Raw genomic sequence first — 21,697 nt, 5'->3', positions numbered from 1 at the left:
AATCGGTAAGGGCCCTCTGACCTGCTACTTGGCTGTCGGGGTGGCGGGATTTGAACCCACGACCTCTTCGTCCCGAACGAAGCGCGCTGCCAAGCTGCGCTACACCCCGGTGTCGCTGCTCTCGCGGCGACGACGTTTACTTTAGCCCACCGGTGGCTGTAGACGAAATCCGGTTTAGGCGGGGTGGCGGACCGGGGTCGGGCGGGTGTGGTCGAGGGCCACCAGGAGGACGGCCAGGGCGTAGATCGCGAGGCCGATGAGGAGGGCGTTGGCCAGGGTGTCGCGGTAGCCGTGGGTCGCCACGTCCAGGAAGGGATAGAGGTACCGGGACGGGCTGGTCGGCGGCAGGAACGCGGGCCTCGTGAGGGAGAAGACCAGGTAGGCCAGGGGGTAGAGGAGCCAGGCCGCGGTCTGGCGGAGGTGCAGGCGGGCCGCGGGGGTCAGGAGGAGCCAGTCCAGCAGGGCCGCCACCGGGACCAGGAGGTGGAGGACCTGGAGGGCTGCCCACTGGGCGTGCCAGCGCTCCGGGGGTGCCGTCGCTCCGGTCATGGAGAACGGGGGCGTCGTGTGGGCCAGGAGCAGGTGGTAGGCCAGGGCCGAGGTCAGGACGTAGAGGAGTGTGGCGCCTGTCACGGCCGACGGGAGCGGGCGGCGGGCCCTCCAGGCCCTCGACGCGGACAGGAGCGTCACCACGGTCAGCAGGATGCCGGCCTGGACGCTGAAGTAGCTCAGGATGTCGGCCGGGGGGCCCAGCAGGAGTTCCAGCGCGACGCCGCCGGCCGCCGCCACAGCGGTCACCAGGCGGAACACCGCGGCCCGGGGGCGGCGGACCGGGGCCACCACCGCCGTGGCCGGCACCGGGGCGGGCAGCAGCAAGGGTGGAGCCGGGACCGCGGGCAGGTCCGGGATCTCCCTGGGTATCGGGGCGGTCATGCCCTCACGCTAGGAGTGGGGGAGGGGGGCGGCCATGTGGACGCGTCCGTATGGGGGAGGGCGGGGAGGGGGTGTGCAGGGGGCGAGTGTCTCGGGGTGTCGTGCGGTGCACCTTGCCCCTTGCCCCTGCCTCTCCCCTTGCTCCTCGTTCCTTGCCCCCTTGCCCCCTTGCCCCGTTGCTCCCTTACTCCCTCCCCACCAACGTCAGCAGCGTCGCCTCCGGTGGGCAGGCGAAGCGGACCGGGGTGTAGCGGCTTGTGCCGCAGCCCGCCGAGACGTGGAGGTAGGAGGTGTGGCCCTCCGCCGTGTGCGTGGAGAGGCCCTTCACGCGGTCCGTGTCCAGGTCGCAGTTGGTGACCAGGGCGCCGTAGAAGGGGATGCACAGCTGGCCGCCGTGGGTGTGGCCGGCCAGGATCAGGGGGTAGGCGTCCGCCGTGAACGCGTCCAGGACCCGCAGGTACGGCGCGTGGACCACGCCGAGTGAGAAGTCGTACGACCCGGAGGGGCCGCCGGCCACCTGGGCGTAGCGGTCGCGCTTGATGTGCGGGTCGTCCAGGCCCGTCAGCTCGATCGAGACGCCCTCGACCTTCAGGACGCCCCGCGTGTTCGTCAGGTTCAGCCAGCCCGCCTCGTCGAAGCCGTCCCGCAGGTCCTGCCACGGGTTGTGGATCGCGCCGACCACCGGCGGGTTGCCGTTCAGGCCGTGCCGGCCGTTCGTCTTCTCCAGCAGGTAGCGGGCGGGGTTGCGGGGCCTGGGGCCGTAGTAGTCGTTGGAGCCGAAGACGTACGCGCCCGGGAACTCCATCAGCGGGCCCAGGGCGTCCATGACCTCGGGGACGCCCTCGGGGTCCGACAGGTTGTCGCCCGTGTTGATCACGAAGTCGGGGCGCAGCCCGGCCAGCGACCGCAGCCAGCGCTGTTTCTTGCGCTGCCCGCTCACCATGTGGATGTCGGAGACCTGAAGCACGCGCAGCGGGCGCATGCCCGGGGGGAGGACGGGGACGGTGACCCGTCGGAGGCGGAAGGAACGGGCCTCGAAGCCCGCCGCATAGACCAGGCCGGCGGCGCCGGCCGCCACGATTCCCAGGGGGATTCCGTATCGCGCGCGCATGTGCCCATCGTGTCAGACGCGTTGACCGTGGTGAGACCGGCCGCCCGGTAAATCGGCGGGCGTGCCGGGCGGTACACCTGCGACAATCGGGCCATGACCACCACGCTCAAGTCGAAGCTGCACGACGACCTCAACGCCGCGATCAAGGCGCGCGACGAGCTCCGCTCCTCGACCCTCCGGCTGACGCTCGCCGCGATCACCAAGGAGGAGGTCGCGGGCAAGGAGAAGCGTGAGCTCTCCGACGACGAGGTGCTGAAGGTGATCACCCGCGAGGCCAAGAAGCGCCGTGAGGCCGCCGACGCCTTCGCGCAGGGCGGCCGTGCCGAGCAGGCCGAGCGGGAGAAGGCGGAGGGCGAGGTGCTCGCCGGGTACCTGCCCAAGCAGCTGTCCGACGAGGAGCTGAACGCGATCGTCGCCCAGGCCGTGGAGGAGGCGAAGGCGGCCGGTGCCGAGGGGCCGCGGGCCATGGGCGCCGTCATGAAGATCGTGAACCCGAAGGTGGCCGGCCAGGCCGAGGGCGGCCGGGTCGCCGCCGCGGTGAAGAAGCTCCTTCAGGGCTGAGCGACTGGTTCAGCGCCGAGCAACTGGTTCGGGGTTGGGCGACTGGTTCAGCGCCGAGCAACTGGTTCGGGGCTGGGCGACTGGTTCGGGGCTGGGCGACTGGTTCAGCGCTGGGCGACTGGTTCAGCGCTGAGAGGCCGCTTCGGCGCTGAGAGGCCGCTTCACGTCAGCGGGGCCGCACCCGACACACAGGTGCGGCCCCGCTGTCGTACGTCGTACGGCAGACCGGTGACGGTGGCTACCTTCGCCCGCCCCCGTTCCCACCCCCGTGGTTCCCGCCGTTCACCTGGCCCTGGATGAAGTTCCCGGGGATGGAGATGGTCGGCGTCGGGAACGTGCCGCCGAGGGTGCCGCCGGTCGCGTCACCGGTGCTGCCGTCCGTCGCTCCCCCGTCCGTCGGGCCGCCGATCAGTCCGCCGGTCAGCCGTCCCGTCGTGTCCCCGTTGTTGCCGTCCTCCGTCCCCCCGTCGCCTTTTCCCGGATCATCACCCTCGTGGGTGCCGTCGGGGATGTCGACCAGGTGGAAGTCTTCGACGGGCTTGTTCTCCAGCGCGCCGCTCATCATGTCGCGCCAGATCGGGCCCGGGACCTCACCGCCGTAGACCTTGTCGTGCGGGACGCCGCCGATGGTGATGTTGGTCATCTTCCGCTTGTGCTGCGGGTCGCCGACCCAGACCGCGCCCGCCATGTTCGGGGTGTAGCCGACGAACCAGGCGGCGAAGCGCTCGTCCGTGGTACCCGTCTTGCCCGCGCTCGGGCGGCTGCCGAGACCGGCCTCCTGACCCGTGCCGTCCTCGACCACGCCCTTCAGGAGCGTGCTGACCGTGTCGGCGGTCTTCTCCGACATCGCCCGCGAGCAGGTCGACTTCGGCACCGGCAGGGACTTCCGCTCGCTGCCGACCTTCTTGGTGACCGACTCGATGGCGATCGGCGTGCAGTACATCCCGCGCGACGCGAAGGTGGCGTACGCGTTCGCCATCGTCAGCGGGGACATCTCCTGGGTGCCGAGCGCGATGGACGGGGCCTGCGTGATCTTGCGGCCGTCCGCGCGCTGCACGCCCATCTGCTTGGCCATGTCGATGACCGGGCAGATGCCGATGTCGCTGATCAGCTGCACGTAGTAGGTGTTGACCGACTTGGCGGTCGCCTCCTTCATGGCGTACGGACCGCGCTCGGACTCGTTCTCGTTGGTCAGCTTGGTGGGCCTGTTCGGGTCGTCGCGCCAGGTCTTGCCGTCGCACGCCGAGACCGGGCTCGGATACGTCATCTCGTACGGCGACGAGTACTCCTGCGTCGGGGGCTTGCCCCCCTCGATGGCCGCCGCGGCGACGATCGGCTTGAACGTGGAACCGGGCTGGTAGCCGGCGCCGCCGCCCATGTCCCCGTTGACCGACAGGTTGATCGTCGTCTCGTCGTTCTTGACGTTGACGCCGTACGGGCGGGACTGGCCCATGGCGAGGATCTTGCCGGTGCCGGGCTCGACGATGGTCGCGGCGGTCGCCACCGCGTCGCTCTTGTAGACGTGGTCCTTGATGGACGCCTGCGCGGACTGCTGGGCCTGCGGGTCGAGCGTCGTACGGATCGTCAGGCCGCCCCGGTTCCAGAGCTTGGCCCGGGCCTCCTTGGTCTTGCCGAAGACCGGGTCGGTGAGGACGACCTGGCGGACGTAGTCACAGAAGAAGCCGGCTTCCTTCACCGCGGTGATGCAGCCGTTCTTGGGGCGGCTGGTGTGCAGGCCGAGCGGCTTCCCCTTGGCCTGGTCGGCCTCCTTCTGGGAGATGTCGCCGACCTCCGCCATGCGTTGCAGGACGGTGTTGCGCCGCTTGGTGGCCTCCGCCTCGTCGTTCACCGGGTCGTAGCGGCTCGGGGACTGCACGATGCCGGCCAGCAGGGCCGACTCCTGGAGGTTCAGGTCCTTGGCGTGCTTGGAGAAGTAGCGCTGGGAGGCGGCCTCGACGCCGTAGGCCTGCTCGCCGAAGAAGGTGATGTTCAGGTAGTTCTCAAGGATCTTCTTCTTGCCGAGCTTGTCCTCGATCTGGATCGCGTACTTCAGCTCGCGGATCTTGCGGCCCAGGGTCTGCTGGGTGGCCTCGGCGACCTTCGTCGGGTCGTCGCCGGCCTCCTCGATGAAGTAGTTCTTCACCAGCTGCTGGGTGAGCGTGGAGGCGCCCTGGGCGACCCCGCCCTCCTGCGCGTTCTTGTTCAGGGCGCGCAGTACGCCCTTGAGGTCGACGGCGCCGTGCTTGTAGAAGCGCGAGTCCTCGATCGCGACGATCGCCTTCTGCATGTACGGCGAGATGTCCTTGAGGTCGACCACCGTACGGTCGCGGGAGTAGACGGTCGCGATCTGTTTGCCCTGGTTGTCCAGGATCGTCGTGCGCTGGCTCAGCTGGGGGCTCTTCAGATTGGCCGGGATCTCGTCGAAGCCCTGGACCGAGCCCTTGGCCGCGAGACCGAGCGCGCCGGCAGCGGGCAGCGCGATGCCCGCCATCACGGCTCCGGCGAGCACACTGACACCGAGGAACTTGGCGGCCTGCTGCATGGGCGACAGACCGCCGCCCGGGCGCTTCTTTGGCATGGGGGCAGCCTAATCCGTACTGTTGAGCGTTCCTAAGGAGCGACCGCATCACGCCACGGCAAAGCGGGGGGTCTGCGTTCCCATTCGCCGGACACGCGCGCAGGCCTTGGCCTAAGCTGCTCTCAACTGTCACAGCTGAGCGGTCACCTAGCTATACGTCCGGCCGACCCGAATCGTTCCGGACGTAGCCCGAACTTCCCAGGGACGGGCCCGTTTCCTGAGAGGGCCGAGCCCGATTCCGCCTCGTGTGTCATCTGACGTCCGGTGTGACGTACCGCGCTGTCCCGGTTTGCCGGGATGGTCACGCATGTCGCCAGCTCACTCCCGCGGGTGATCTGCCGCTTACCCATAGTCCGTTCGGGCCATTCAAGATTGGGCCCGCAGGGGGTGTTGCGCTGTCCCCACCTTCCGTAACGTCCTCAACTGGCGGCGGTGAATATGCCGCTGCCGCCGTGGGGGAGCCTCGATTCGGGAGAGGACGGCGCCGGTATGGGCTGGGTAACCGACTGGAGTGCGCAGGCTGCCTGCCGCACTACCGATCCGGATGAACTGTTCGTTCAGGGAGCAGCGCAGAACAGGGCCAAGGCGGTGTGCACCGGATGTCCGGTACGCACGGAGTGCCTGGCAGACGCGCTGGACAACCGCGTCGAGTTCGGCGTGTGGGGAGGCATGACGGAGCGTGAGCGCCGCGCACTGCTGCGCCGGCGGCCCACCGTGACCTCCTGGCGGAGGCTGCTGGAAACCGCACGCTCGGAGTACGAGCGGGGCGCGGGAATCGTCCCCCTCGACAACGACGAGGTGTACGAGAACTACGCGGCGGTGAGCTGAGGGCATCGCCTGGGGCCATCCACCTGGGGCCATCCCCCTCGGGCATCCCGCTCGGGCATCCCGTTCGGGCAAACTCCCAGGGCACGCTCCTGGAGCACATCGCGGGCGCATGGTCCGGCGGCGGGTGCATGCCCCATGGGTATATGCCCCACGGGCGCATGGTTCGGGAGGACCGCTTCAGCAGCCGCTCGCGTGGCCCCGCGTGCCTCTTCCGTGCGCGTGTGTGCGGAGCCTGGCGCGTGTGACGGCGCGCGACCGCCGTTGCTGTGGTCTGCCGCGTCCTCTGGTCCGCCGTGTACCTGTGGTCCCGCCCACCTGCCCCCTGGTCTACGTGTGCTCGGCCTCTGTGCGTTCGGCCTACGTGTGTTCCGGCCGCCCGGCCGCCAGGCGGTCACCGATGTCGCGCAGGCCCACGAGGTCATGGACGTCGCCGGGCAGCGCGGGTACCTCGACCACCGCCACCTCGGGGTGGCGGGCGGTGAAACGGCCACGCGTGCGCTGCTCGCGCGAGAGCAGTTGCATGCGGTCGGCGTGCAGCCTCAGCAGTCCCGCGGTGAGCCGGTCGACGGAGCGCTCCGTGTCGGCGGGGGAGCCTTCTGCGGAAGCGGTGGCTGCGGTCTCGGCTGCGGATGGTGCCTCGGCCTCGGCTGTGGTCTCGGCTGTGGGTTGTGCCGCGGTCTCGGTCGCGGGTCGTGCCGGTTCCTCAGCCGCGTGTGTTCCTGAACTGCCGTACGTGTCGGGAGAGTTACGAAGTCCAGCTTTCCCGTCCCCCTGATCCACAATGCGGGGGTCCTCAAGATTTTCCGCGGCGGCGAGCGCCCGCTCGGCCGACAGCCGTCCGGCGCCGCTGCCATGGACCCGGTTGAGCACCAGGCCCATCAGCGGCATGTCTTCCGCGGCCAGCCGCTCCACGAAGTACGCGGCTTCGCGCAGGGCGTCCCGCTCCGGCGCCGCCACCACCAGGAACGCCGTGCCGGGCGCCTGGAGCAGCTTGTAGGTGGCGTCCGCGCGCGTGCGGAAGCCGCCGAAGGTGGTGTCCATCGCGGCCACGAACGTCTGCACGTCCTTCAGCAGCTGACCGCCCAGCAGCTTGCCCAGCGTGCCGGTCATCATCGACATGCCGACGTTGAGGAAGGCCATCCCCGCGCGACCGCCCAGCTTGGCGGGGGCGGTCAGCAGCCGGATGAGCCGGCCGTCCAGGAAGGAGCCGAGCCGCTTGGGCGCGTCCAGGAAGTCCAGCGCCGAGCGGGAGGGCGGGGTGTCGACCACGATCAGGTCCCACTCGTCCTTCGCCCGCAGCTGGCCGAGCTTCTCCATCGCCATGTACTCCTGCGTGCCCGCGAAGCCCGCCGAGAGCGACTGGTAGAAGGGGTTCGCCAGGATCGCGGCGGCCCGCTCCCGGTCCGCGTGCGCCTCCACGACCTCGTCGAAGGTGCGCTTCATGTCGAGCATCATGGCGTGCAGCTCGCCGTCGCCCTCCGTGCCCTTCACCCTGCGCGGCACGTTGTCGAGGGAGTCGATGCCCATCGACTGGGCCAGCCGCTTGGCCGGGTCGATGGTCAGCACGACCACCTTGCGGCCCCGTTCGGCCGCCCGGAGCCCGAGGGCGGCCGCGGTCGTCGTCTTGCCGACCCCGCCCGCGCCGCAGCACACCACGATCCGCGTCTTCGGGTCGTCGAGCAGCGGATCGACGTCCAGCACGCGCGCGGGGGAGAGCCGCGGGCGTGCCGCGTCCTGGTGGGGGGCGGCGTTCTGCGCCTCGGCCGGGTCCGCACTCATGACAACCCCTGCTTCCGCAGCTCGGTGGCGAGTTCGTACAGGCCCGCGAGGTCCATGCCCTCGGCGAGCAGCGGCAGTTCGTGCAGCGGCAGGTCCAGCTCGCCGAGGACCGTGCGCTGCTCCTGCTCCAGCGCGTACCGCTCGGCGTACTCCGCGGCCTGATCCAGCAGCGGGTCCACCAGCTTCTCGGCGTTCCCGCCGCGCCGGGCCCCGCCCAGACCGGCCGCCGAGAGCGCCTGTGCGACCGATGAACGCTCCACGGTCCGTACGAGTTCCAGATCGGCGGCGTCCAACACCTCCGGCCGGACCATGTTCACGATGACCCGGCCCACCGGCAGCCGCGCCGCGCGCAGCTCCGCGATGCCGTCGGCGGTCTCCTGGACCGGCATCTCCTCCAGCAGGGTCACCAGGTGCACGGCCGTCTCCGGCGACTTCAGCACCCGCATGACCGCCTGCGCCTGATTGTGTATAGGGCCGATCTTCGCGAGGCCCGCCACCTCGTCGTTGACGTTCAGGAAGCGGGTGATGCGGCCGGTCGGCGGGGCGTCCATGACGACGTAGTCGTAGGCGAACCTCCCCGACCTGTCCTTGCGGCGCACCGCCTCGCACGCCTTGCCGGTCAGCAGGACGTCCCTGAGGCCGGGCGCGATGGTGGTGGCGAAGTCGATCGCGCCCAGCTTCTTCAGCGCCCGGCCCGCGCCGCCGAGCTTGTAGAACATCTGGAGATAGTCCAGAAGGGCCAGTTCCGGATCGATGGCGAGGGCGTACACCTCGCCGCCACCCGGGGCGACCGCGATCTTCCGCTCCTCGTACGGAAGTGCCTCCGTCTCGAAGAGCTGCGCGATGCCCTGCCGGCCCTCGACCTCCACGAGAAGCGTCCGCTTCCCCTCGGTCGCGAGGGCCAGCGCGAGTGCGGCGGCGACCGTCGTCTTTCCGGTCCCGCCCTTGCCGCTGACGACCTGGAGCCTGCTCACATCTTCGAGACTAACCAGTCCGGGCGACACTCACGCGGGAGGCTGTGGATAACGGGGGCCGTGGTGGGCCGCCGGACCCTCCGGTCACAGCGGCTACAGTCGCCCCCATGACCAAGAAGTGGGAATACCAGACCGTGCCGCTGCTGATCCACGCCACGAAGCAGATCCTGGACAGCTGGGGCGACCAGGGCTACGAACTCGTCCAGGTCGTGCCCGGTCCCAACCCGGAGTCGCTCGTGGCGTACCTGAAGCGGGAGAAGCCGGAGGCGGACGCGTGAGCGCGGTCGAGGCCAAGCTGGCCGAACTGGGTCTGACCCTGCCGGAGGTCGTACCGCCGCTGGCCGCGTACCAGCCGGCCGTGCGGTCGGGGGTGTACGTCTACACCGCCGGCCAGCTGCCGATGGTCGAGGGCAAGCTGCCGGTCACCGGCAAGGTGGGCGCCGAGGTCACCGCGGAGGAGGCCAAGGAGCTGGCCCGCACCTGCGCGCTGAACGCCCTCGCCGCCGTGAAGTCCGTCGTCGGCGACCTGGACCGCATCGCGCGCGTGGTGAAGGTCGTCGGCTTCGTCGCCTCGGCGGCCGACTTCACCGGGCAGCCCGGTGTCGTCAACGGCGCCAGCGAACTGCTCGGTGAGGTGCTCGGCGACAAGGGCGTGCACGCCCGCAGCGCGGTCGGCGTCGCGGTGCTCCCGCTGGACGCGCCCGTCGAGGTGGAGATCCAGGTCGAGCTGGACCGGTAGACCCCCGGCAGGCCCGCTGACCTCGGCTACCTCTCGAACATTCGCCCTACACGGGATAGCCTCCGGCCATGGCGAACGGTCAGTGGTACCCCCCGGAGTGGCCCGACCGCATCCGCGCGCTCGCGGACGGCACCCTCACCCCGGTGACCCCGAGGCGCGCGGCCACGGTGCTGCTCCTGAAGGACACCCCGGACGGGCCGGTCGTCCACATGCTGCGCAGACGCGCCTCCATGGCCTTCGCCGGAGGCGCGTACGCGTATCCCGGGGGTGGCGTCGACCCGCGGGACGACGACCGTCAGATCCGCTGGGCGGGCCCCACGCGCGCGTGGTGGGCCGAACGGCTCGGCGTCGACGCGGCGGGCGCCCAGGCGATCGTCTGCGCGGCCGTGCGGGAGACCTACGAGGAGGCCGGCGTCCTCCTGGCCGGACCCGACCCGGACTCGGTCGTCGGCGACACCACCGGCGACGACTGGGAGGCCGACCGCGCCGCCCTGGTCGCGCGCGAGCTGTCCTTCGCCGAGTTCCTCGACCGGCGCGGCCTGGTGCTGCGCTCGGACCTGCTGGGCGCCTGGACCCGGTGGATCACCCCGGAGTTCGAGGCCCGCCGCTACGACACCTGGTTCTTCGTGGCCGCCCTCCCCGAGGGGCAGCGCACCCGGAACGCCTCCACGGAGGCCGACCGCACGGTGTGGATCCGCCCCGAGGAGGCCGCCGCCGGGTACGACAAGGGCGAGCTGTTGATGATGCCGCCCACCGTCGCCACCCTGCGCCAGCTGCTCCCGTACGGCAGCGCCGCCGAGGCGCTGGCCGCCGCTCCCGGGCGCGACATGACCCCGGTGCTGGCCCGGGCCCGCCTCCAGGACGGCGAGATCGTCCTCTCCTGGCCCGGGCACGACGAGTTCACCAAGCACGTCCCGACCGCTCCGACGCCCGCTGATACGCCCGCTGAGACGACCGCTGAGACGACCGGTGGAGGCCCCGCATGACCGACGCAGCAGCCCTGCCGGGCCAGCCCCGGGGCGGAGTGCTCTCGGGCCCGGCCACCGAACGGGCCGTCAACGTGCTGGCGCCCAACGCCTCCGCGATGACCCTGGACGGCACCAACACCTGGATCGTCGCCGAGCCCGACTCCGACCTGGCCGTGGTGATCGACCCCGGGCCGCTGGACGACGGTCACCTGCGCAACGTCGTGGACACGGCCGAGAAGGCCGGCAAGCGCATAGCCCTGACCCTGCTCACCCACGGCCACCCCGACCACGCCGAGGGCGCCGTCCGCTTCGCCGAACTGACCGCCACGCGCGTGCGTGCCCTCGATCCGGGCCTGCGGCTGGGCGACGAGGGGCTGGCCGCCGGAGACGTCATCACCGTCGGCGGCCTGGAGCTGAGGGTCGTACCGACCCCCGGGCACACCGCGGACTCGCTGTCCTTCCACCTCCCGGCCGACCGGGCGGTGCTGACCGGCGACACCGTCCTCGGGCGCGGCACGACGGTCGTGGCGCACCCCGACGGCCGGCTCGGCGATTACCTGGACTCCCTGCGCCGCCTGCGGTCCCTGACGGTGGACGACGGCGTGCACACCGTCCTGCCGGGCCACGGACCGGTCCTCGACGACGCCCAGGGCGCCGTCGAGTTCTACCTCGCCCACCGCGCCCACCGGCTCGCCCAGGTGGAGACCGCGGTCGAGAACGGCTACCGGACCCCGGCCCAGGTCGTCGCCCATGTGTACGCCGACGTCGACCGCTCGCTGTGGCCGGCGGCGGAACTCTCGGTCCGGGCCCAGCTGGACTACCTCAGCGAGCACGGGCTGATCTAGGGCGACGCCGGGAACGGCAGGGGCTAGTAGTCCGGCCGCGGGGCCTTCACGCCGTGCACGCGCGTGTACTCCGTCGCGAGCCAGGGGCCCAGGTCGTCGACGTACGCCCGCAGGACGTCCGGGTCGCCGACCGGTTCACAGCCGTACTCGGCCGCCGTACGCAGCTGTGCGGCCCGCCGCGGGTAGTACGCGCCGGACACCTCGGCCATCTCGCACAGATCGCTGGTCCAGCCCTGCCAGCGGGGCATGACGAGCGTGAAGGCGGTGCGGACGAGATGCCGGGACATGAAGCGCACGAGCGGCCGGCGGGCCTCCTCGGTGTCCTCCGCCCCCGCGATCCGTTCCCGCCAGCGCGGCAGCCAACGGGCGAGGTCGCCGTTGGTCTCGCGGGCCAGCAGGGAGTCGGGGCGGTAGCGGGGCAGGTGCGCGGCGAGGTCGTCGCCGAGCAGCGGGGTGCACAGGCAGGCGACGAACCAGCCCATGTCATGGCGCTCCAGGTCGCTCAGCAGCCGCTCCCGGCCGTAGAGCAGCGTGCCGACGCCGTCGATCTGCGGGAACTCCCGGTCGATCGCCTCCCCGAGGACGCGTACGGCGTCCCGGTCGGCGTCGGTCGGCTCCTCGCGCAGGGCGACCAGGAGGTCCAGGTCGCTGCGCCCCACGCGTGCGGTGCCGCGCGGGACCGACCCGTAGAGGTAGGCGCTGTGCAGGCGGGTGCCGAAGACGGCCGGCAGCCGGTCCCGGGCGGCGGCCACGACCGGGCGGAAGGCGGGCCGCACGCGCGCGAGGGAACCTTCGCGGACGAAGCGGCCCTGGGCGTCGACGCCACCGGGGGCGGGGAGCACGGTCATGGACCTACTGTGCCGTCCGCCCACGCCCCGGGCAGCCGGGTTTTCCGGCGGCCGGGCCCCGCGTCAGCGCGACCGCTTCGCCAGCCTCTCCACGTCCAGCAGGATCACGGCCCGCGCCTCCAGGCGGAGCCAGCCGCGCTGGGCGAAGTCCGCCAGCGCCTTGTTCACGGTCTCGCGGGAGGCGCCGACCAGCTGGGCCAGCTCCTCCTGGGTGAGGTCGTGGACGACGTGGATGCCCTCCTCGGACTGCACGCCGAAGCGGCGGGAGAGGTCCAGCAGGGCGCGCGCCACGCGGCCGGGGACGTCCGAGAAGACCAGGTCGGACATCGCGTCGTTGGTCTTGCGCAGGCGGCGGGCGACGGCGCGCAGCAGGGCGCCGGCGACCTCGGGCCGGGCGTTCAGCCAGGGCTGGAGGTCACCGTGGCCGAGACCGAGGAGCTTGACCTCGGTCAGCGCGGTCGCGGTGGCCGTGCGGGGGCCCGGGTCGAACAGCGACAGCTCGCCGATCAGCTCGCCGGGGCCGACGACGGCGAGCATGTTCTCGCGGCCGTCCGGGGAGGTGCGGTGCAGCTTGACCTTGCCCTCGGTGACGACGTACAGCCGGTCCCCGGGGTCGCCCTCGTGGAACAGGGAGTCGCCGCGTGCGAGGGTCACCTCACTCATGGAGGCGCGAAGCTCCGCGGCCTGCTCGTCGTCGAGAGCCGCGAAGAGCGGGTTGCGCCGCAGAACGTCGTCCACGAGTTCTCTCCTTGTCGACCTGCTCAGGGGATCTTGCTCCCCTGTGTGCCAGGGGTCCGTGTTCCCCATTTTGCCGGACGGTCCAAACAGTGTGATCTGTCACAAGGATGCCGCACAGGTGTCCCGGGGTAAGTGTCAGGGGTCCGATCGGGGGCCGCTCAGCGGGCTCCGGCGCGGATGTCGGTGCCGGGCTTTAGGCTGGCCGGGTGTCCAAATCGCCGGTGAGAGCACAGGGCAAGGGGGCTGGGCGGGTGGTTGCGCGTCATGATTCCGCTGTGGGCGAACAGGATCCCGGTGGAAGTAATAAAACAGGCAAATCGGTCAAAAAGGCTGCCGCTGCCGTGAAGAAGACCCCCGCCGCGAAGAAGGCGCCTGCGGCCGAGAAGACCCCCGCCGCGAAGATCATGAAAAAGAACGCCGTCGTGAAGAAGACCGCCGTCGTGAAGAAGGCCGCGTCCGTCGAGAAGCCCGCCAGGAAGGCCGCCCCCGTCAAGAAGATCGCCGTCACGCCCCCGTCCGGCGAGTCCCCCACCGCCCTGGTCCGCCGCGCCCGCCGGATCAACCGCGAGCTGGCCGAGGTGTACCCGTACGCCCACCCGGAACTGGACTTCGAGAATCCCTTCCAGCTGCTGGTCGCCACCGTGCTGTCGGCCCAGACCACCGACCTGCGCGTCAACCAGACCACCCCGGCGCTCTTCGCCAAGCACCCCACCCCCGAGGACCTCGCCGTCGCCAACCCGGAGGAGGTCGAGGAGATCCTGCGCCCCTGCGGCTTCTTCCGCGCCAAGACCAAGTCGGTCATAGGGCTCTCCAAGGCGCTCGTCGAGAACTTCGGCGGCGAGGTGCCCGGCACGCTGGAGGAGCTGGTCACGCTGCCAGGCGTGGGCCGCAAGACCGCCTTCGTCGTCCTCGGCAACGCCTTCGGCCGGCCCGGGATCACCGTGGACACCCACTTCCAGCGGCTGGTCCGGCGCTGGCAGTGGACCGACGAGACCGACCCCGACAAGATCGAGGCCGCCGTCGGCGCGCTCTTCCCCAAGAGCGACTGGACCGACCTGTCCCACCACGTGATCTGGCACGGCCGCCGTATCTGCCACGCCCGCAAACCCGCCTGCGGCGCCTGTCCCATCGCCCCGCTCTGCCCGGCCTACGGCGAGGGCGAGACCGACCCGGAGAAGGCGAAGAAGCTGCTGAAGTACGAGAAGGGCGGCTTCCCGGGACAGCGGCTCAAGCCCCCGCAGGCCTACCTCGACGCGGGCGGCAGGCCGGCGCCGCCGCTGGGGGCCGCGTGACGGAACGATCTCGGGGCCCTCGGGCGTTGGAGAGTGCAGAGCGACGGGGGTGGCGATGACGAGGGCAAGTGACACACAAGGCGGTCCGGTGACGCTCAGCAAGGAAGGGCTGCCGGACTGGCTGGAGCCCGTCGTGCGCGCCGCCGAGACGATCCAGCCGCTCCAGCTGAGCCGGTTCCTGCCGCCGGAGAACGGCTCGGGGCGGCAGTCGGCCGTGCTGATCCTGTTCGGCGAGGGGGAGCGCGGCCCGGAGCTGCTGCTCATGGAGCGCGCGGGCTCGCTGCGCTCCCACGCCGGACAGCCGTCGTTCCCGGGCGGCGCGCTGGATCCGGAGGACGGCGATCCGCAGGAGGAGGGCCCCCTGCGGGCCGCGCTGCGCGAGGCCGAGGAGGAGACCGGGCTGGACCCGTCCGGCGTGCAGCTCTTCGGCGTGCTGCCGAGGCTGTACATCCCGGTCAGCGGCTTCGTCGTCACCCCCGTGCTGGGCTGGTGGCGCAAGCCCAGCCCGGTCGGCGTCGTCGACCCGAACGAGACCGCGCGGGTCTTCACCGTCCCCGTGGCGGATCTCACGGACCCCGCCCACCGCGCCACGGCCGTCCATCCCCGTGGCCACAGCGGCCCGGCATTCCTGGTCGAATCGGCCCTGGTGTGGGGTTTCACGGCCGGAGTGATCGACCGCCTGCTGCACTTCGCGGGCTGGGAGCGCCCCTGGGACCGCGGCAAGCAGGTCCCGCTCGACTGGCACGCATGACAGGGTGATCCCGTGAACGTGCTGGACATCCTGCTGCTGGTCGCGGCCGTGTGGTTCGCGGTGGTGGGCTACCGCCAGGGCTTCGTCGTCGGCATCCTGTCGGTGATCGGGTTCCTGGGCGGCGGCCTGGTCGCCGTGTACACGCTGCCCGTCCTCTGGGACGCCGTGACCGGCAAGGCGAAGGTCGGCGCCACCGCCGCCGTCGTCGCCGTGGTCGTCGTGATCGTCTGCGCCTCCGTGGGCCAGGCCCTGACCACCCACCTCGGCAACAAGCTGCGCCGGCACATCGTCTGGTCCCCCGCGCGCGCCCTGGACGCCACCGGCGGCGCCCTCGTCAACGTCGTCGCGATGCTCCTGGTCGCCTGGCTGATCGGTTCCGCCCTGGCCGGTACGACCCTGCCGACGCTCGGCAGGGAGGTACGCGGCTCCAAGGTGCTCCTCGGGGTCTCCCGGGCGCTGCCCGCGCAGGCCGACACCTGGTTCGCGGACTTCTCCTCCGTGCTCGCGCAGAACGGCTTCCCGCAGGTCTTCAGCCCGTTCGCCAACGAGCCGATCAAGGACGTACAGCCGCCCGACCCGGCCCTGGAGAGCAGCCCGGTCGCCTTCCACGCCCAGCGCTCCATCGTCAAGGTCACCGGCACCGCCCAGAGCTGCGGCAAGGTCCTGGAGGGCAGCGGGTTCGTCTTCGCCGACCGCCGCGTGATGACCAACGCGCACGTCGTCGGCGGGGTCGACGCGCCGCGCGTGCAGATAGGCGGAGAGGGCCGCAGGTACGACGCGAAGGTCGTCCTGTACGACTGGAAGCGCGACATCGCCGTACTCGACGTACCGGACCTGAAGGCGACCGCCCTGCGGTTCACCTCGCAGGACGCGGCCTGGAGCGACGGCGCGATCGTCGCGGGCTTCCCGGAGAACGGCTCGTACGACGTGCGCGCCGCGCGCGTGCGCGGGCGCATCACGGCCAACGGCCCCGACATCTACCACCGCGGCACGGTCCGCCGCGACGTCTACTCCCTCTACGCCACCGTCCGCCAGGGCAACTCCGGCGGCCCGCTGCTCACCCCGGACGGCAAGGTGTACGGCGTGGTGTTCGCCAAGTCCCTCGACGACGCGGACACCGGCTACGCCCTGACGGCGGACGAGATCCAGGCCGACATCGAGCGGGGGCGTACGGCGAACGAGCAGGTGGGTACGGACAGCTGCGCCCTGTAGGGCGACGCGGCGCGTTCAGCCCCGCGGGTGACGCAGGCGCACCGAGACCCAGCGGGCCCGGCGGCGCAGGATGCGCGGGATCCCCACCCGGAGGTCCGCTTCCGCGAGTTGCGGGGTGCCTCGCTGAGGCGTGCTCAGGCCCGTGGCCGAGCGGCGGTTGCGGGGTGCGTCACTGTAGTCGTGCGTCCAGCCCATACCCCGACGTGTGCCCCCGCCCCAAGGTCGATAACCGCTTGTGCGCCCCCCAATTGGCCTATGCGGCAGGCATGTGGCCGTTCGGGGGACAACTGTTCAGGAAATCGGATACTCCACGCATCGAACCTTCACCGCACGGTCACCGAACGGGCGCCTGACGCCTCATCGGTCGGGCTCGGGGTCCTTGAGCCAGTTGATCAGTTCGGTGGAGAACGCCGCCGGGTCCTCCTCGTGCGGGAAGTGGCCGAGCCCGTCGAACAGCCGCCAGCGGTACGGCGCTTCGACGTACTCGCCCGAACCTGCCGCGCTGCGCGTCCGGGTCACCGGGTCCAGCGAGCCGTGCAGATGCAGCGTCGGCACCCGTACGGGCCGCTTCATCCGGCGGTAGAACTGCACGCCGTCCGGCCGGGCCAGCGAACGCACCAGCCAGCGGTACGGCTCGATCGCGCAGTGCGCGGTGGACGGGATGCACATGGCCCGCTGGTACGTCTCCAGGGCCGTGTCCTGCGGCAGCCGCGGCCCGGACCAGTCCCGGATCAGCCGGCCCGCCAGCGCGCCCCCGTCGGCGGTCAGTTGGCGCTCGGGGATCCAGGGCCGCTGGAACCCCCAGATGTAGGAGTTGGCGGCCGTCTGCCGGGCGTCCCGCAGCATCGCCGCGCGCCAGCGCCGCGGATGCGGCATGGACGCCACCGCCAGGCGCCGCACGAGCTTGGGCCGCATGGCCGCAGCCGTCCACGCCAGGTAGCCGCCGAGGTCGTGGCCGACCAGCGCGGCGTCCGGCTCGCCGAGGGACCGGATTACCCCGGTGACGTCCAGCGCGAGGTTGGCGGGGTCGTACCCGCGGGGCGTGCGGTCGCTGCCGCCGACGCCCCGCAGGTCCATCGCGACCGCCCGGTAGCCCGCGTCCGCGAGCGCGGTCAGCTGGTGCCGCCACGTCCACCAGAACTGCGGGAAGCCGTGCAGCAGCAGGACCAGCGGGCCGTCGCCGAGCTCGGCGATGTGGAAGCGCGCGCCGTTCGCGGCGACGTCCCTGTGACTCCAGGGACCTTCGATCCGTACGGCCGAGGGAGCGGCGGGGTCCGTCATGACGACGAGCGTGCCACAGCCTCGATGGCCGCGGGAGCCCGGTCCTCGGGCAGCTCCGGGCGCGGGTGCGGCTTGGCGTTCTGCAGGACGCCCGCCGACTGCTTCATCGAGGCCGCCACCTTCTGCGGGCCCTGGCTCTTCTTGGCCTTCTTCGCGAACACCGTGCCGATGAGCGCGAGGAGGCCGGCCACCAGCACGTTGGCCGCGAAGGACAGCACGAAGCAGATCGCCAGGTTCCAGTGGCTCCAGGTGCGAATGCCGTAGGCCAGGGCGAAGTTGAGCATCGGCAGGGAGAACACCAGTACCGCGCCCGCCATCGAGAAGGCGCCGCCGCTGACCGCGCCGCGCTTCACGTCCTGCTTGAGCTGAGCCTTGGCCAGCGCGATCTCGTCGTGCACCAGCGCCGACAATTCGGTCGTCGCCGAGGCGAACAGCTGGCCGATGCTGCGTTCGGCGCCGACCGGGCTGCCGTCGGGTGCGCTCATCGCGTTCTCCCTCAGAGGTCTCTCGTGGGTCTTACGTACCGTTGGGTCTTGCAATGCCGTCTTGCGTACCGTCTTGATTTGTACCGTCTCGTCAGATCATGCCGGACGGCCGTCCTCCTCGCCTGCCCCGCCCGGCACTTCCCGAAGCCCGTGGCGCGCTTCGGCGGCCAGCCGGCGGTGTTCGGCGGCCTTGCGCTCGTGGATCTCGGCCATCCGGAGGTGGTACGCCGGGTCGTCCTGCTCGTAGACGTCCGGGATGCCGTCGAGGTCCTCGTCGCGCTCCTCCTCCTCGCACAGCCTGCGGTACTTGGCGTTGCGCAGCTTCAGCAGCACCGTCGCGCACGCCGTCGCGATCAGCGACCCGGTGAGGACGGCCGCCTTCACCTCGTCGGTCAGGACCGCGTCGCCCTCGAAGGCCAGCTCGCCGATGAGCAGCGAGACCGTGAACCCGATCCCGGCGAGCGTCGCCACCGCGAAGACGTCGGCCCACGCCAGGTCCTCGCTGAGCTGCGCGCGGGTGAAGCGGACCGTCAGCCAGGTGCCGCCGAAGATGCCGACCGCCTTGCCCACGACCAGGCCGAGCACCACGCCGAGCGTCTCGGGTCTCGTGAACACGTCCCCGAGTGCTCCGCCGGATATCGACACACCGGCGCTGAACAGCGCGAACAGCGGTACGGCGAGCCCAGCGGACAGGGGCCGCACCAGATGCTCGATACGCTCGGCAGGCGAGCGCTCCTCACCCTCCCGGGTGGTGCAGCGCAGCATCAGGCCCATCGCCACGCCGGCGATGGTGGCGTGCACGCCGCTGTTGTACATCAGTGCCCAGACGACGACGCCGAGCGGCACGTACACGTACCAGCCGTGTACCCCCTTGCGCAGCAGCAGCCAGAAGGCCGCGAGTCCGGCGGCGGCCCCGCCGAGGGCGGCGAAGTTCAGCCGGTCGGTGAAGAAGACCGCGATGATCAGGATGGCGAAGAGGTCGTCGACGACCGCGAGCGTGAGCAGGAAGGCGCGCAGGGCGCTGGGCAGTGAGGTGCCGATGACCGCGAGGACGGCGAGCGCGAAGGCGATGTCGGTGGCGGTGGGCACCGCCCAGCCCTGCGTGGAGCCGTGCCCGGCGACGTTGGTGAGGGTGTACACGAGCGCCGGTGCGGCCATCCCGCACAGCGCCGCCACCACGGGCAGCACGGCCGCTTTGGGGTCGCGCAGGTCACCGGCGACCAGCTCGCGCTTGAGCTCGATGCCGGCGACGAAGAAGAACACGGCGAGCAGGCCGTCGGCGGCCCAGTGGGCGAGGGAGAGGTGCAGGCCGAGGGCTCCGGGGCCGGCGTGGAAGTCGCTGACCGTCTGGTAGCCGTGGCGGATGCCGGGGACGTTCGCCCAGACCAGCGCGGCCACGGCGGCGAGCAGCAGCAGCACACCGCCGACGGTCTCGGTGCGCAGCGCGTCCGCGACGAAGGAGCGCTCGGGCAGCGACAGGCGGCCGAGGACCTTGCGGGGGACGGTGCGGGTGCGGGGGCGGTGCGCGGTCACGGGAGACCTCCGGGGCAGGCGGGACTCACATGCCGACCAGACTTCCCGGCGCACCTGGCGTGCCGCTCCGTACGGCACTTTGTTTACTTTACCTAACGTGCCGTACGCCCGGGTCCGGCGATCTCCACCGTGGACGCCCGAGGGGCACCCGGCACGTTCGCCGGCCGGGTGCCCCTCGGGGTGCCGCTCAGTCCTCCCGTTCCGTTCAGTCCTCGCTGGGCGATGCGGGCAGCTTGGCCTGGATGAGGTCCATGACGGTGGAGTCCGTCAGCGTGGTCACGTCACCGAGCTGGCGGTTCTCGGCGACGTCCCGCAGCAGACGGCGCATGATCTTGCCGGAGCGGGTCTTCGGCAGCTCCGCCACCGGCAGGATCCGCTTGGGCTTGGCGATCGGGCCGAGCGTGGCGCCGACGTGGTCGCGCAGCTCCCCGACGAGCGCCTCGTTCTCCGAGGCCGTGCCGCGCAGGATGACGAACGCCACGATGGCCTGGCCGGTGGTCTCGTCCGCGGCGCCCACGACGGCGGCCTCGGCGACCGACGGGTGCGAGACGAGCGCCGACTCCACCTCGGTGGTGGAGATGTTGTGCCCGGATACGAGCATCACGTCGTCCACCCGGCCCAGCAGCCAGATGTCCCCGTCCTCGTCCTTCTTCGCGCCGTCACCGGCGAAGTACCTGCCCTCGAAGCGGGACCAGTAGGTGTCGATGAACCGCTGGTCGTCGCCCCAGATGGTGCGCAGCATCGACGGCCACGGTTCGGTCAGCACCAGGTAGCCGCCGCCGCCGTCGGGCACCTCGTTCGCCTCGTCGTCGACGACGGTCGCGCTGATGCCGGGCAGCGGACGCTGCGCGGAGCCGGGCTTGGCCTCGGTGACGCCGGGCAGCGGCGAGATCATCATGGCGCCGGTCTCGGTCTGCCACCAGGTGTCCACGACCGGCGTCCTGTCGGCACCGATGTGCTTGCGGTACCAGATCCACGCCTCGGGATTGATGGGCTCGCCCACCGAGCCGAGGACGCGGAGGGAGGACAGGTCGAACTTGGCGGGGATGTCGTCGCCCCACTTCATGAACGTCCGGATCGCGGTCGGCGCCGTGTAGAGGATCGTGACCTTGTACTTCTGCACGATCTCCCAGAACCGGCCCTGGTGCGGGGTGTCCGGCGTGCCCTCGTACATCACCTGCGTCGCACCGTTGGCCAGCGGGCCGTACACAATGTACGAGTGCCCGGTCACCCAGCCGACGTCGGCCGTGCACCAGTACACGTCCGTCTCCGGCTTGAGGTCGAAGACCGCCCAGTGGGTGTAGGCCGTCTGGGTGAGGTAGCCACCGGAGGTGTGCAGGATGCCCTTCGGCTTCCCCGTGGTGCCGGAGGTGTAGAGGATGAACAGCGGGTGCTCGGCCTCGAACGCCTCGGGGGTGTGCTCGGCCGACTGACGGGCGACGATGTCGTCCCACCACACGTCCCGGCCCTCGGTCCAGGCCACCTCCTGGCCGGTGCGGCGGACCACGAGCACGTGCTCGACGTTGTCCACCTTGCCGATCGCCTCGTCCACCGCGGGCTTGAGCGCGGTCGGCTTGCCGCGCCGGTAGCCGCCGTCGGCGGTGATGATCACCTTGGCGTCCGCGTCCTGGATCCGGGTCGCGAGCGCGTCCGCCGAGAAGCCGCCGAAGACGACCGAGTGCGCGGCGCCGATCCGGGCGGAGGCCAGCATCGCGATCGCGGTCTCCGGGATCATCGGCATGTAGATGGCGACGCGGTCGCCCTTGCGCACGCCCAGCTCCAGCAGGGCGTTGGCGGCCCGGGAGACCTCGTCCTTCAGCTCCGCGTAGGTGATCGCCCGGCTGTCACCGGGCTCGCCCTCGAAGTGGATGGCGACGCGGTCCCCGTGCCCGGCCTCCACATGCCGGTCCACGCAGTTGTAGGCGACGTTCAGCTCGCCGTCCTTGAACCACTTCGCGAACGGCGGGTTCGACCAGTCCAGCGTCTCGGTCGGTTCCTTGGCCCAGGTCAGCCGACGGGCCTGCTCGGCCCAGAAGCCGAGCCTGTCAGCCTTGGCCTGTTCATACGCCTCCGCGGTGACGTTGGCGTGTGCTGCCAGGTCGGCCGGGGGCGCGAACCTGCGTTCTTCCTTGAGCAGGTTGGCCAGGCTCTCGTTGCTCACGACATCTCCCTCTCGAAGGGTGTCCGTTGTGTCCCAGGCCACAGCTCATCAGACACGGGGGTCCGATGACAAGGGTCGAC

The 21,697-nt window shown here is 71.1% G+C and carries 21 protein-coding genes and 1 tRNA gene; 9 read left to right on the top strand and 13 right to left on the bottom strand.

The features are described 5' to 3' along the window. Positions 1-35: 35 nt before the first annotated feature. The 3 genes from IE273_RS21900 to IE273_RS21890 form a co-directional block, all read right to left on the bottom strand. Positions 36-109, bottom strand: a tRNA-Pro gene (locus tag IE273_RS21900). Between the two features lie 65 nt (positions 110-174). Next, positions 175-933, bottom strand: a complete 759-nt coding sequence (locus tag IE273_RS21895) for a Pr6Pr family membrane protein (RefSeq protein ID WP_189816873.1) — start codon at positions 931-933, stop codon at positions 175-177. A gap of 184 nt (positions 934-1,117) precedes the next feature. After that, on the bottom strand, positions 1,118-2,044 hold the full coding sequence (locus IE273_RS21890) for a metallophosphoesterase (RefSeq protein WP_189816872.1): 927 nt from the start codon (positions 2,042-2,044) through the stop codon (positions 1,118-1,120). Positions 2,045-2,137: 93 nt separating this feature from the next. On the opposite strand from IE273_RS21890, the gene IE273_RS21885 reads away from it, so the two are divergent. Continuing rightward, positions 2,138-2,605, top strand: coding sequence for a GatB/YqeY domain-containing protein (locus IE273_RS21885; RefSeq protein ID WP_103814669.1), 468 nt, complete (start codon positions 2,138-2,140; stop codon positions 2,603-2,605). 238 nt (positions 2,606-2,843) lie between these two features. Here the strand turns inward: IE273_RS21885 and IE273_RS21880 are convergent, their stop codons facing one another. Next, entirely contained in the window at positions 2,844-5,183 is a 2,340-nt protein-coding gene (locus tag IE273_RS21880; protein WP_189816871.1) for a transglycosylase domain-containing protein, read from the bottom strand. Between the two features lie 489 nt (positions 5,184-5,672). On the opposite strand from IE273_RS21880, the gene wblA reads away from it, so the two are divergent. After that, on the top strand, positions 5,673-6,011 hold the full coding sequence (gene wblA, locus IE273_RS21875; RefSeq protein WP_018547931.1) for a transcriptional regulator WblA: 339 nt from the start codon (positions 5,673-5,675) through the stop codon (positions 6,009-6,011). 357 nt (positions 6,012-6,368) lie between these two features. Here the strand turns inward: wblA and bagB are convergent, their stop codons facing one another. Together bagB and bagA are read right to left on the bottom strand one after the other, a co-directional pair. Continuing rightward, entirely contained in the window at positions 6,369-7,790 is a 1,422-nt protein-coding gene (gene bagB, locus IE273_RS21870) for an ATPase BagB (protein ID WP_189816870.1), read from the bottom strand. Beyond that, entirely contained in the window at positions 7,787-8,764 is a 978-nt protein-coding gene (bagA, locus tag IE273_RS21865; protein WP_189816869.1) for an ATPase BagA, read from the bottom strand. The genes bagB and bagA overlap by 4 nt, the downstream gene beginning before the upstream one ends. Before the next feature lie 107 nt (positions 8,765-8,871). On the opposite strand from bagA, the gene sp36 reads away from it, so the two are divergent. The 4 genes from sp36 (at position 8,872) to IE273_RS21845 (ending at position 11,316) form a co-directional block, all read left to right on the top strand. After that, the gene (sp36, locus tag IE273_RS21860) at positions 8,872-9,042 is read left to right on the top strand and encodes a Sp36 family protein (RefSeq protein ID WP_014674017.1); all 171 of its coding nucleotides are present in this window, start codon (positions 8,872-8,874) and stop codon (positions 9,040-9,042) included. Further along, the gene (locus IE273_RS21855; RefSeq protein WP_189816868.1) at positions 9,039-9,503 is read left to right on the top strand and encodes a RidA family protein; all 465 of its coding nucleotides are present in this window, start codon (positions 9,039-9,041) and stop codon (positions 9,501-9,503) included. The genes sp36 and IE273_RS21855 overlap by 4 nt, the downstream gene beginning before the upstream one ends. A 68-nt stretch (positions 9,504-9,571) precedes the next feature. Then, positions 9,572-10,489, top strand: coding sequence for an NUDIX hydrolase (locus tag IE273_RS21850; protein WP_189816867.1), 918 nt, complete (start codon positions 9,572-9,574; stop codon positions 10,487-10,489). Continuing rightward, on the top strand, positions 10,486-11,316 hold the full coding sequence (locus IE273_RS21845) for an MBL fold metallo-hydrolase (RefSeq protein WP_189816866.1): 831 nt from the start codon (positions 10,486-10,488) through the stop codon (positions 11,314-11,316). The genes IE273_RS21850 and IE273_RS21845 overlap by 4 nt, the downstream gene beginning before the upstream one ends. 23 nt (positions 11,317-11,339) lie before the next feature. On the opposite strand, the gene IE273_RS21840 is transcribed toward IE273_RS21845, so the two are convergent. Then, positions 11,340-12,164 carry a nucleotidyltransferase domain-containing protein gene (locus IE273_RS21840; RefSeq protein WP_189816865.1) on the bottom strand — a complete coding sequence of 275 codons (825 nt, stop codon included), beginning with the start codon at positions 12,162-12,164 and terminating at the stop codon, positions 11,340-11,342. A 63-nt stretch (positions 12,165-12,227) separates the two neighbouring features. Further along, entirely contained in the window at positions 12,228-12,902 is a 675-nt protein-coding gene (locus IE273_RS21835) for a Crp/Fnr family transcriptional regulator (RefSeq protein WP_014674022.1), read from the bottom strand. A 404-nt stretch (positions 12,903-13,306) separates the two neighbouring features. Between IE273_RS21835 and nth the strand changes: the two genes are divergently transcribed. Genes nth through IE273_RS21820 form a run of 3 tightly spaced genes read left to right on the top strand, consistent with a single transcriptional unit; the run spans position 13,307 to position 16,157 of the window. Continuing rightward, positions 13,307-14,194, top strand: coding sequence for an endonuclease III (nth, locus tag IE273_RS21830; RefSeq protein ID WP_229887341.1), 888 nt, complete (start codon positions 13,307-13,309; stop codon positions 14,192-14,194). A gap of 55 nt (positions 14,195-14,249) precedes the next feature. Beyond that, the gene (locus IE273_RS21825) at positions 14,250-14,945 is read left to right on the top strand and encodes an NUDIX hydrolase (protein WP_189816863.1); all 696 of its coding nucleotides are present in this window, start codon (positions 14,250-14,252) and stop codon (positions 14,943-14,945) included. A 12-nt stretch (positions 14,946-14,957) separates the two neighbouring features. Beyond that, positions 14,958-16,157 carry a MarP family serine protease gene (locus IE273_RS21820; RefSeq protein WP_189816862.1) on the top strand — a complete coding sequence of 400 codons (1,200 nt, stop codon included), beginning with the start codon at positions 14,958-14,960 and terminating at the stop codon, positions 16,155-16,157. Positions 16,158-16,172: 15 nt separating this feature from the next. Here IE273_RS21820 and IE273_RS43625 read toward each other — a convergent pair whose 3' ends face one another. From IE273_RS43625 to acs, 5 genes are all read right to left on the bottom strand, one after another. After that, a complete protein-coding gene (locus tag IE273_RS43625; RefSeq protein ID WP_078629584.1) occupies positions 16,173-16,352 on the bottom strand; it encodes a hypothetical protein in 180 nt (59 codons plus the stop codon). Positions 16,353-16,514: 162 nt separating this feature from the next. Continuing rightward, a complete protein-coding gene (locus tag IE273_RS21815) occupies positions 16,515-17,438 on the bottom strand; it encodes an alpha/beta fold hydrolase (protein ID WP_189816861.1) in 924 nt (307 codons plus the stop codon). Further along, positions 17,435-17,923: a phage holin family protein gene (locus tag IE273_RS21810; protein ID WP_014674027.1), complete on the bottom strand. Its 489-nt coding sequence runs from the start codon at positions 17,921-17,923 to the stop codon at positions 17,435-17,437. Before IE273_RS21810 ends, IE273_RS21815 begins: the two co-directional genes overlap by 4 nt. A gap of 96 nt (positions 17,924-18,019) precedes the next feature. Further along, a complete protein-coding gene (gene nhaA / locus IE273_RS21805; protein ID WP_189816860.1) occupies positions 18,020-19,456 on the bottom strand; it encodes a Na+/H+ antiporter NhaA in 1,437 nt (478 codons plus the stop codon). Positions 19,457-19,661: 205 nt separating this feature from the next. Next, positions 19,662-21,617 (bottom strand): acetate--CoA ligase, encoded by a 1,956-nt coding sequence (acs, locus tag IE273_RS21800; protein ID WP_189816859.1) that lies wholly within the window; start codon positions 21,615-21,617, stop codon positions 19,662-19,664. Positions 21,618-21,697: the final 80 nt, after the last annotated feature.

The organism is Streptomyces olivaceoviridis, assembly GCF_014650115.1.
GTDB classification, from domain to species: Bacteria; Actinomycetota; Actinomycetes; order Streptomycetales; family Streptomycetaceae; genus Streptomyces; species Streptomyces olivaceoviridis.
Note: the sequence above shows the minus strand (reverse complement) of the source record. Positions and strands in the feature narration are given on the sequence as shown.

Coding starts and splice junctions, on each gene's coding strand:
- IE273_RS21895 (WP_189816873.1), bottom strand. CDS start 933: ATGACCGCCCCGATACCCAGGGAGATCCCGGACCTGCCCGCGGTCCCG.
- IE273_RS21890 (WP_189816872.1), bottom strand. CDS start 2,044: ATGCGCGCGCGATACGGAATCCCCCTGGGAATCGTGGCGGCCGGCGCC.
- IE273_RS21885 (WP_103814669.1), top strand. CDS start 2,138: ATGACCACCACGCTCAAGTCGAAGCTGCACGACGACCTCAACGCCGCG.
- IE273_RS21880 (WP_189816871.1), bottom strand. CDS start 5,183: ATGCCAAAGAAGCGCCCGGGCGGCGGTCTGTCGCCCATGCAGCAGGCC.
- wblA (WP_018547931.1), top strand. CDS start 5,673: ATGGGCTGGGTAACCGACTGGAGTGCGCAGGCTGCCTGCCGCACTACC.
- bagB (WP_189816870.1), bottom strand. CDS start 7,790: ATGAGTGCGGACCCGGCCGAGGCGCAGAACGCCGCCCCCCACCAGGAC.
- sp36 (WP_014674017.1), top strand. CDS start 8,872: ATGACCAAGAAGTGGGAATACCAGACCGTGCCGCTGCTGATCCACGCC.
- IE273_RS21850 (WP_189816867.1), top strand. CDS start 9,572: ATGGCGAACGGTCAGTGGTACCCCCCGGAGTGGCCCGACCGCATCCGC.
- IE273_RS21845 (WP_189816866.1), top strand. CDS start 10,486: ATGACCGACGCAGCAGCCCTGCCGGGCCAGCCCCGGGGCGGAGTGCTC.
- IE273_RS21840 (WP_189816865.1), bottom strand. CDS start 12,164: ATGACCGTGCTCCCCGCCCCCGGTGGCGTCGACGCCCAGGGCCGCTTC.
- nth (WP_229887341.1), top strand. CDS start 13,307: ATGAAAAAGAACGCCGTCGTGAAGAAGACCGCCGTCGTGAAGAAGGCC.
- IE273_RS21825 (WP_189816863.1), top strand. CDS start 14,250: ATGACGAGGGCAAGTGACACACAAGGCGGTCCGGTGACGCTCAGCAAG.
- IE273_RS43625 (WP_078629584.1), bottom strand. CDS start 16,352: ATGGGCTGGACGCACGACTACAGTGACGCACCCCGCAACCGCCGCTCG.
- IE273_RS21815 (WP_189816861.1), bottom strand. CDS start 17,438: ATGACGGACCCCGCCGCTCCCTCGGCCGTACGGATCGAAGGTCCCTGG.
- IE273_RS21810 (WP_014674027.1), bottom strand. CDS start 17,923: ATGAGCGCACCCGACGGCAGCCCGGTCGGCGCCGAACGCAGCATCGGC.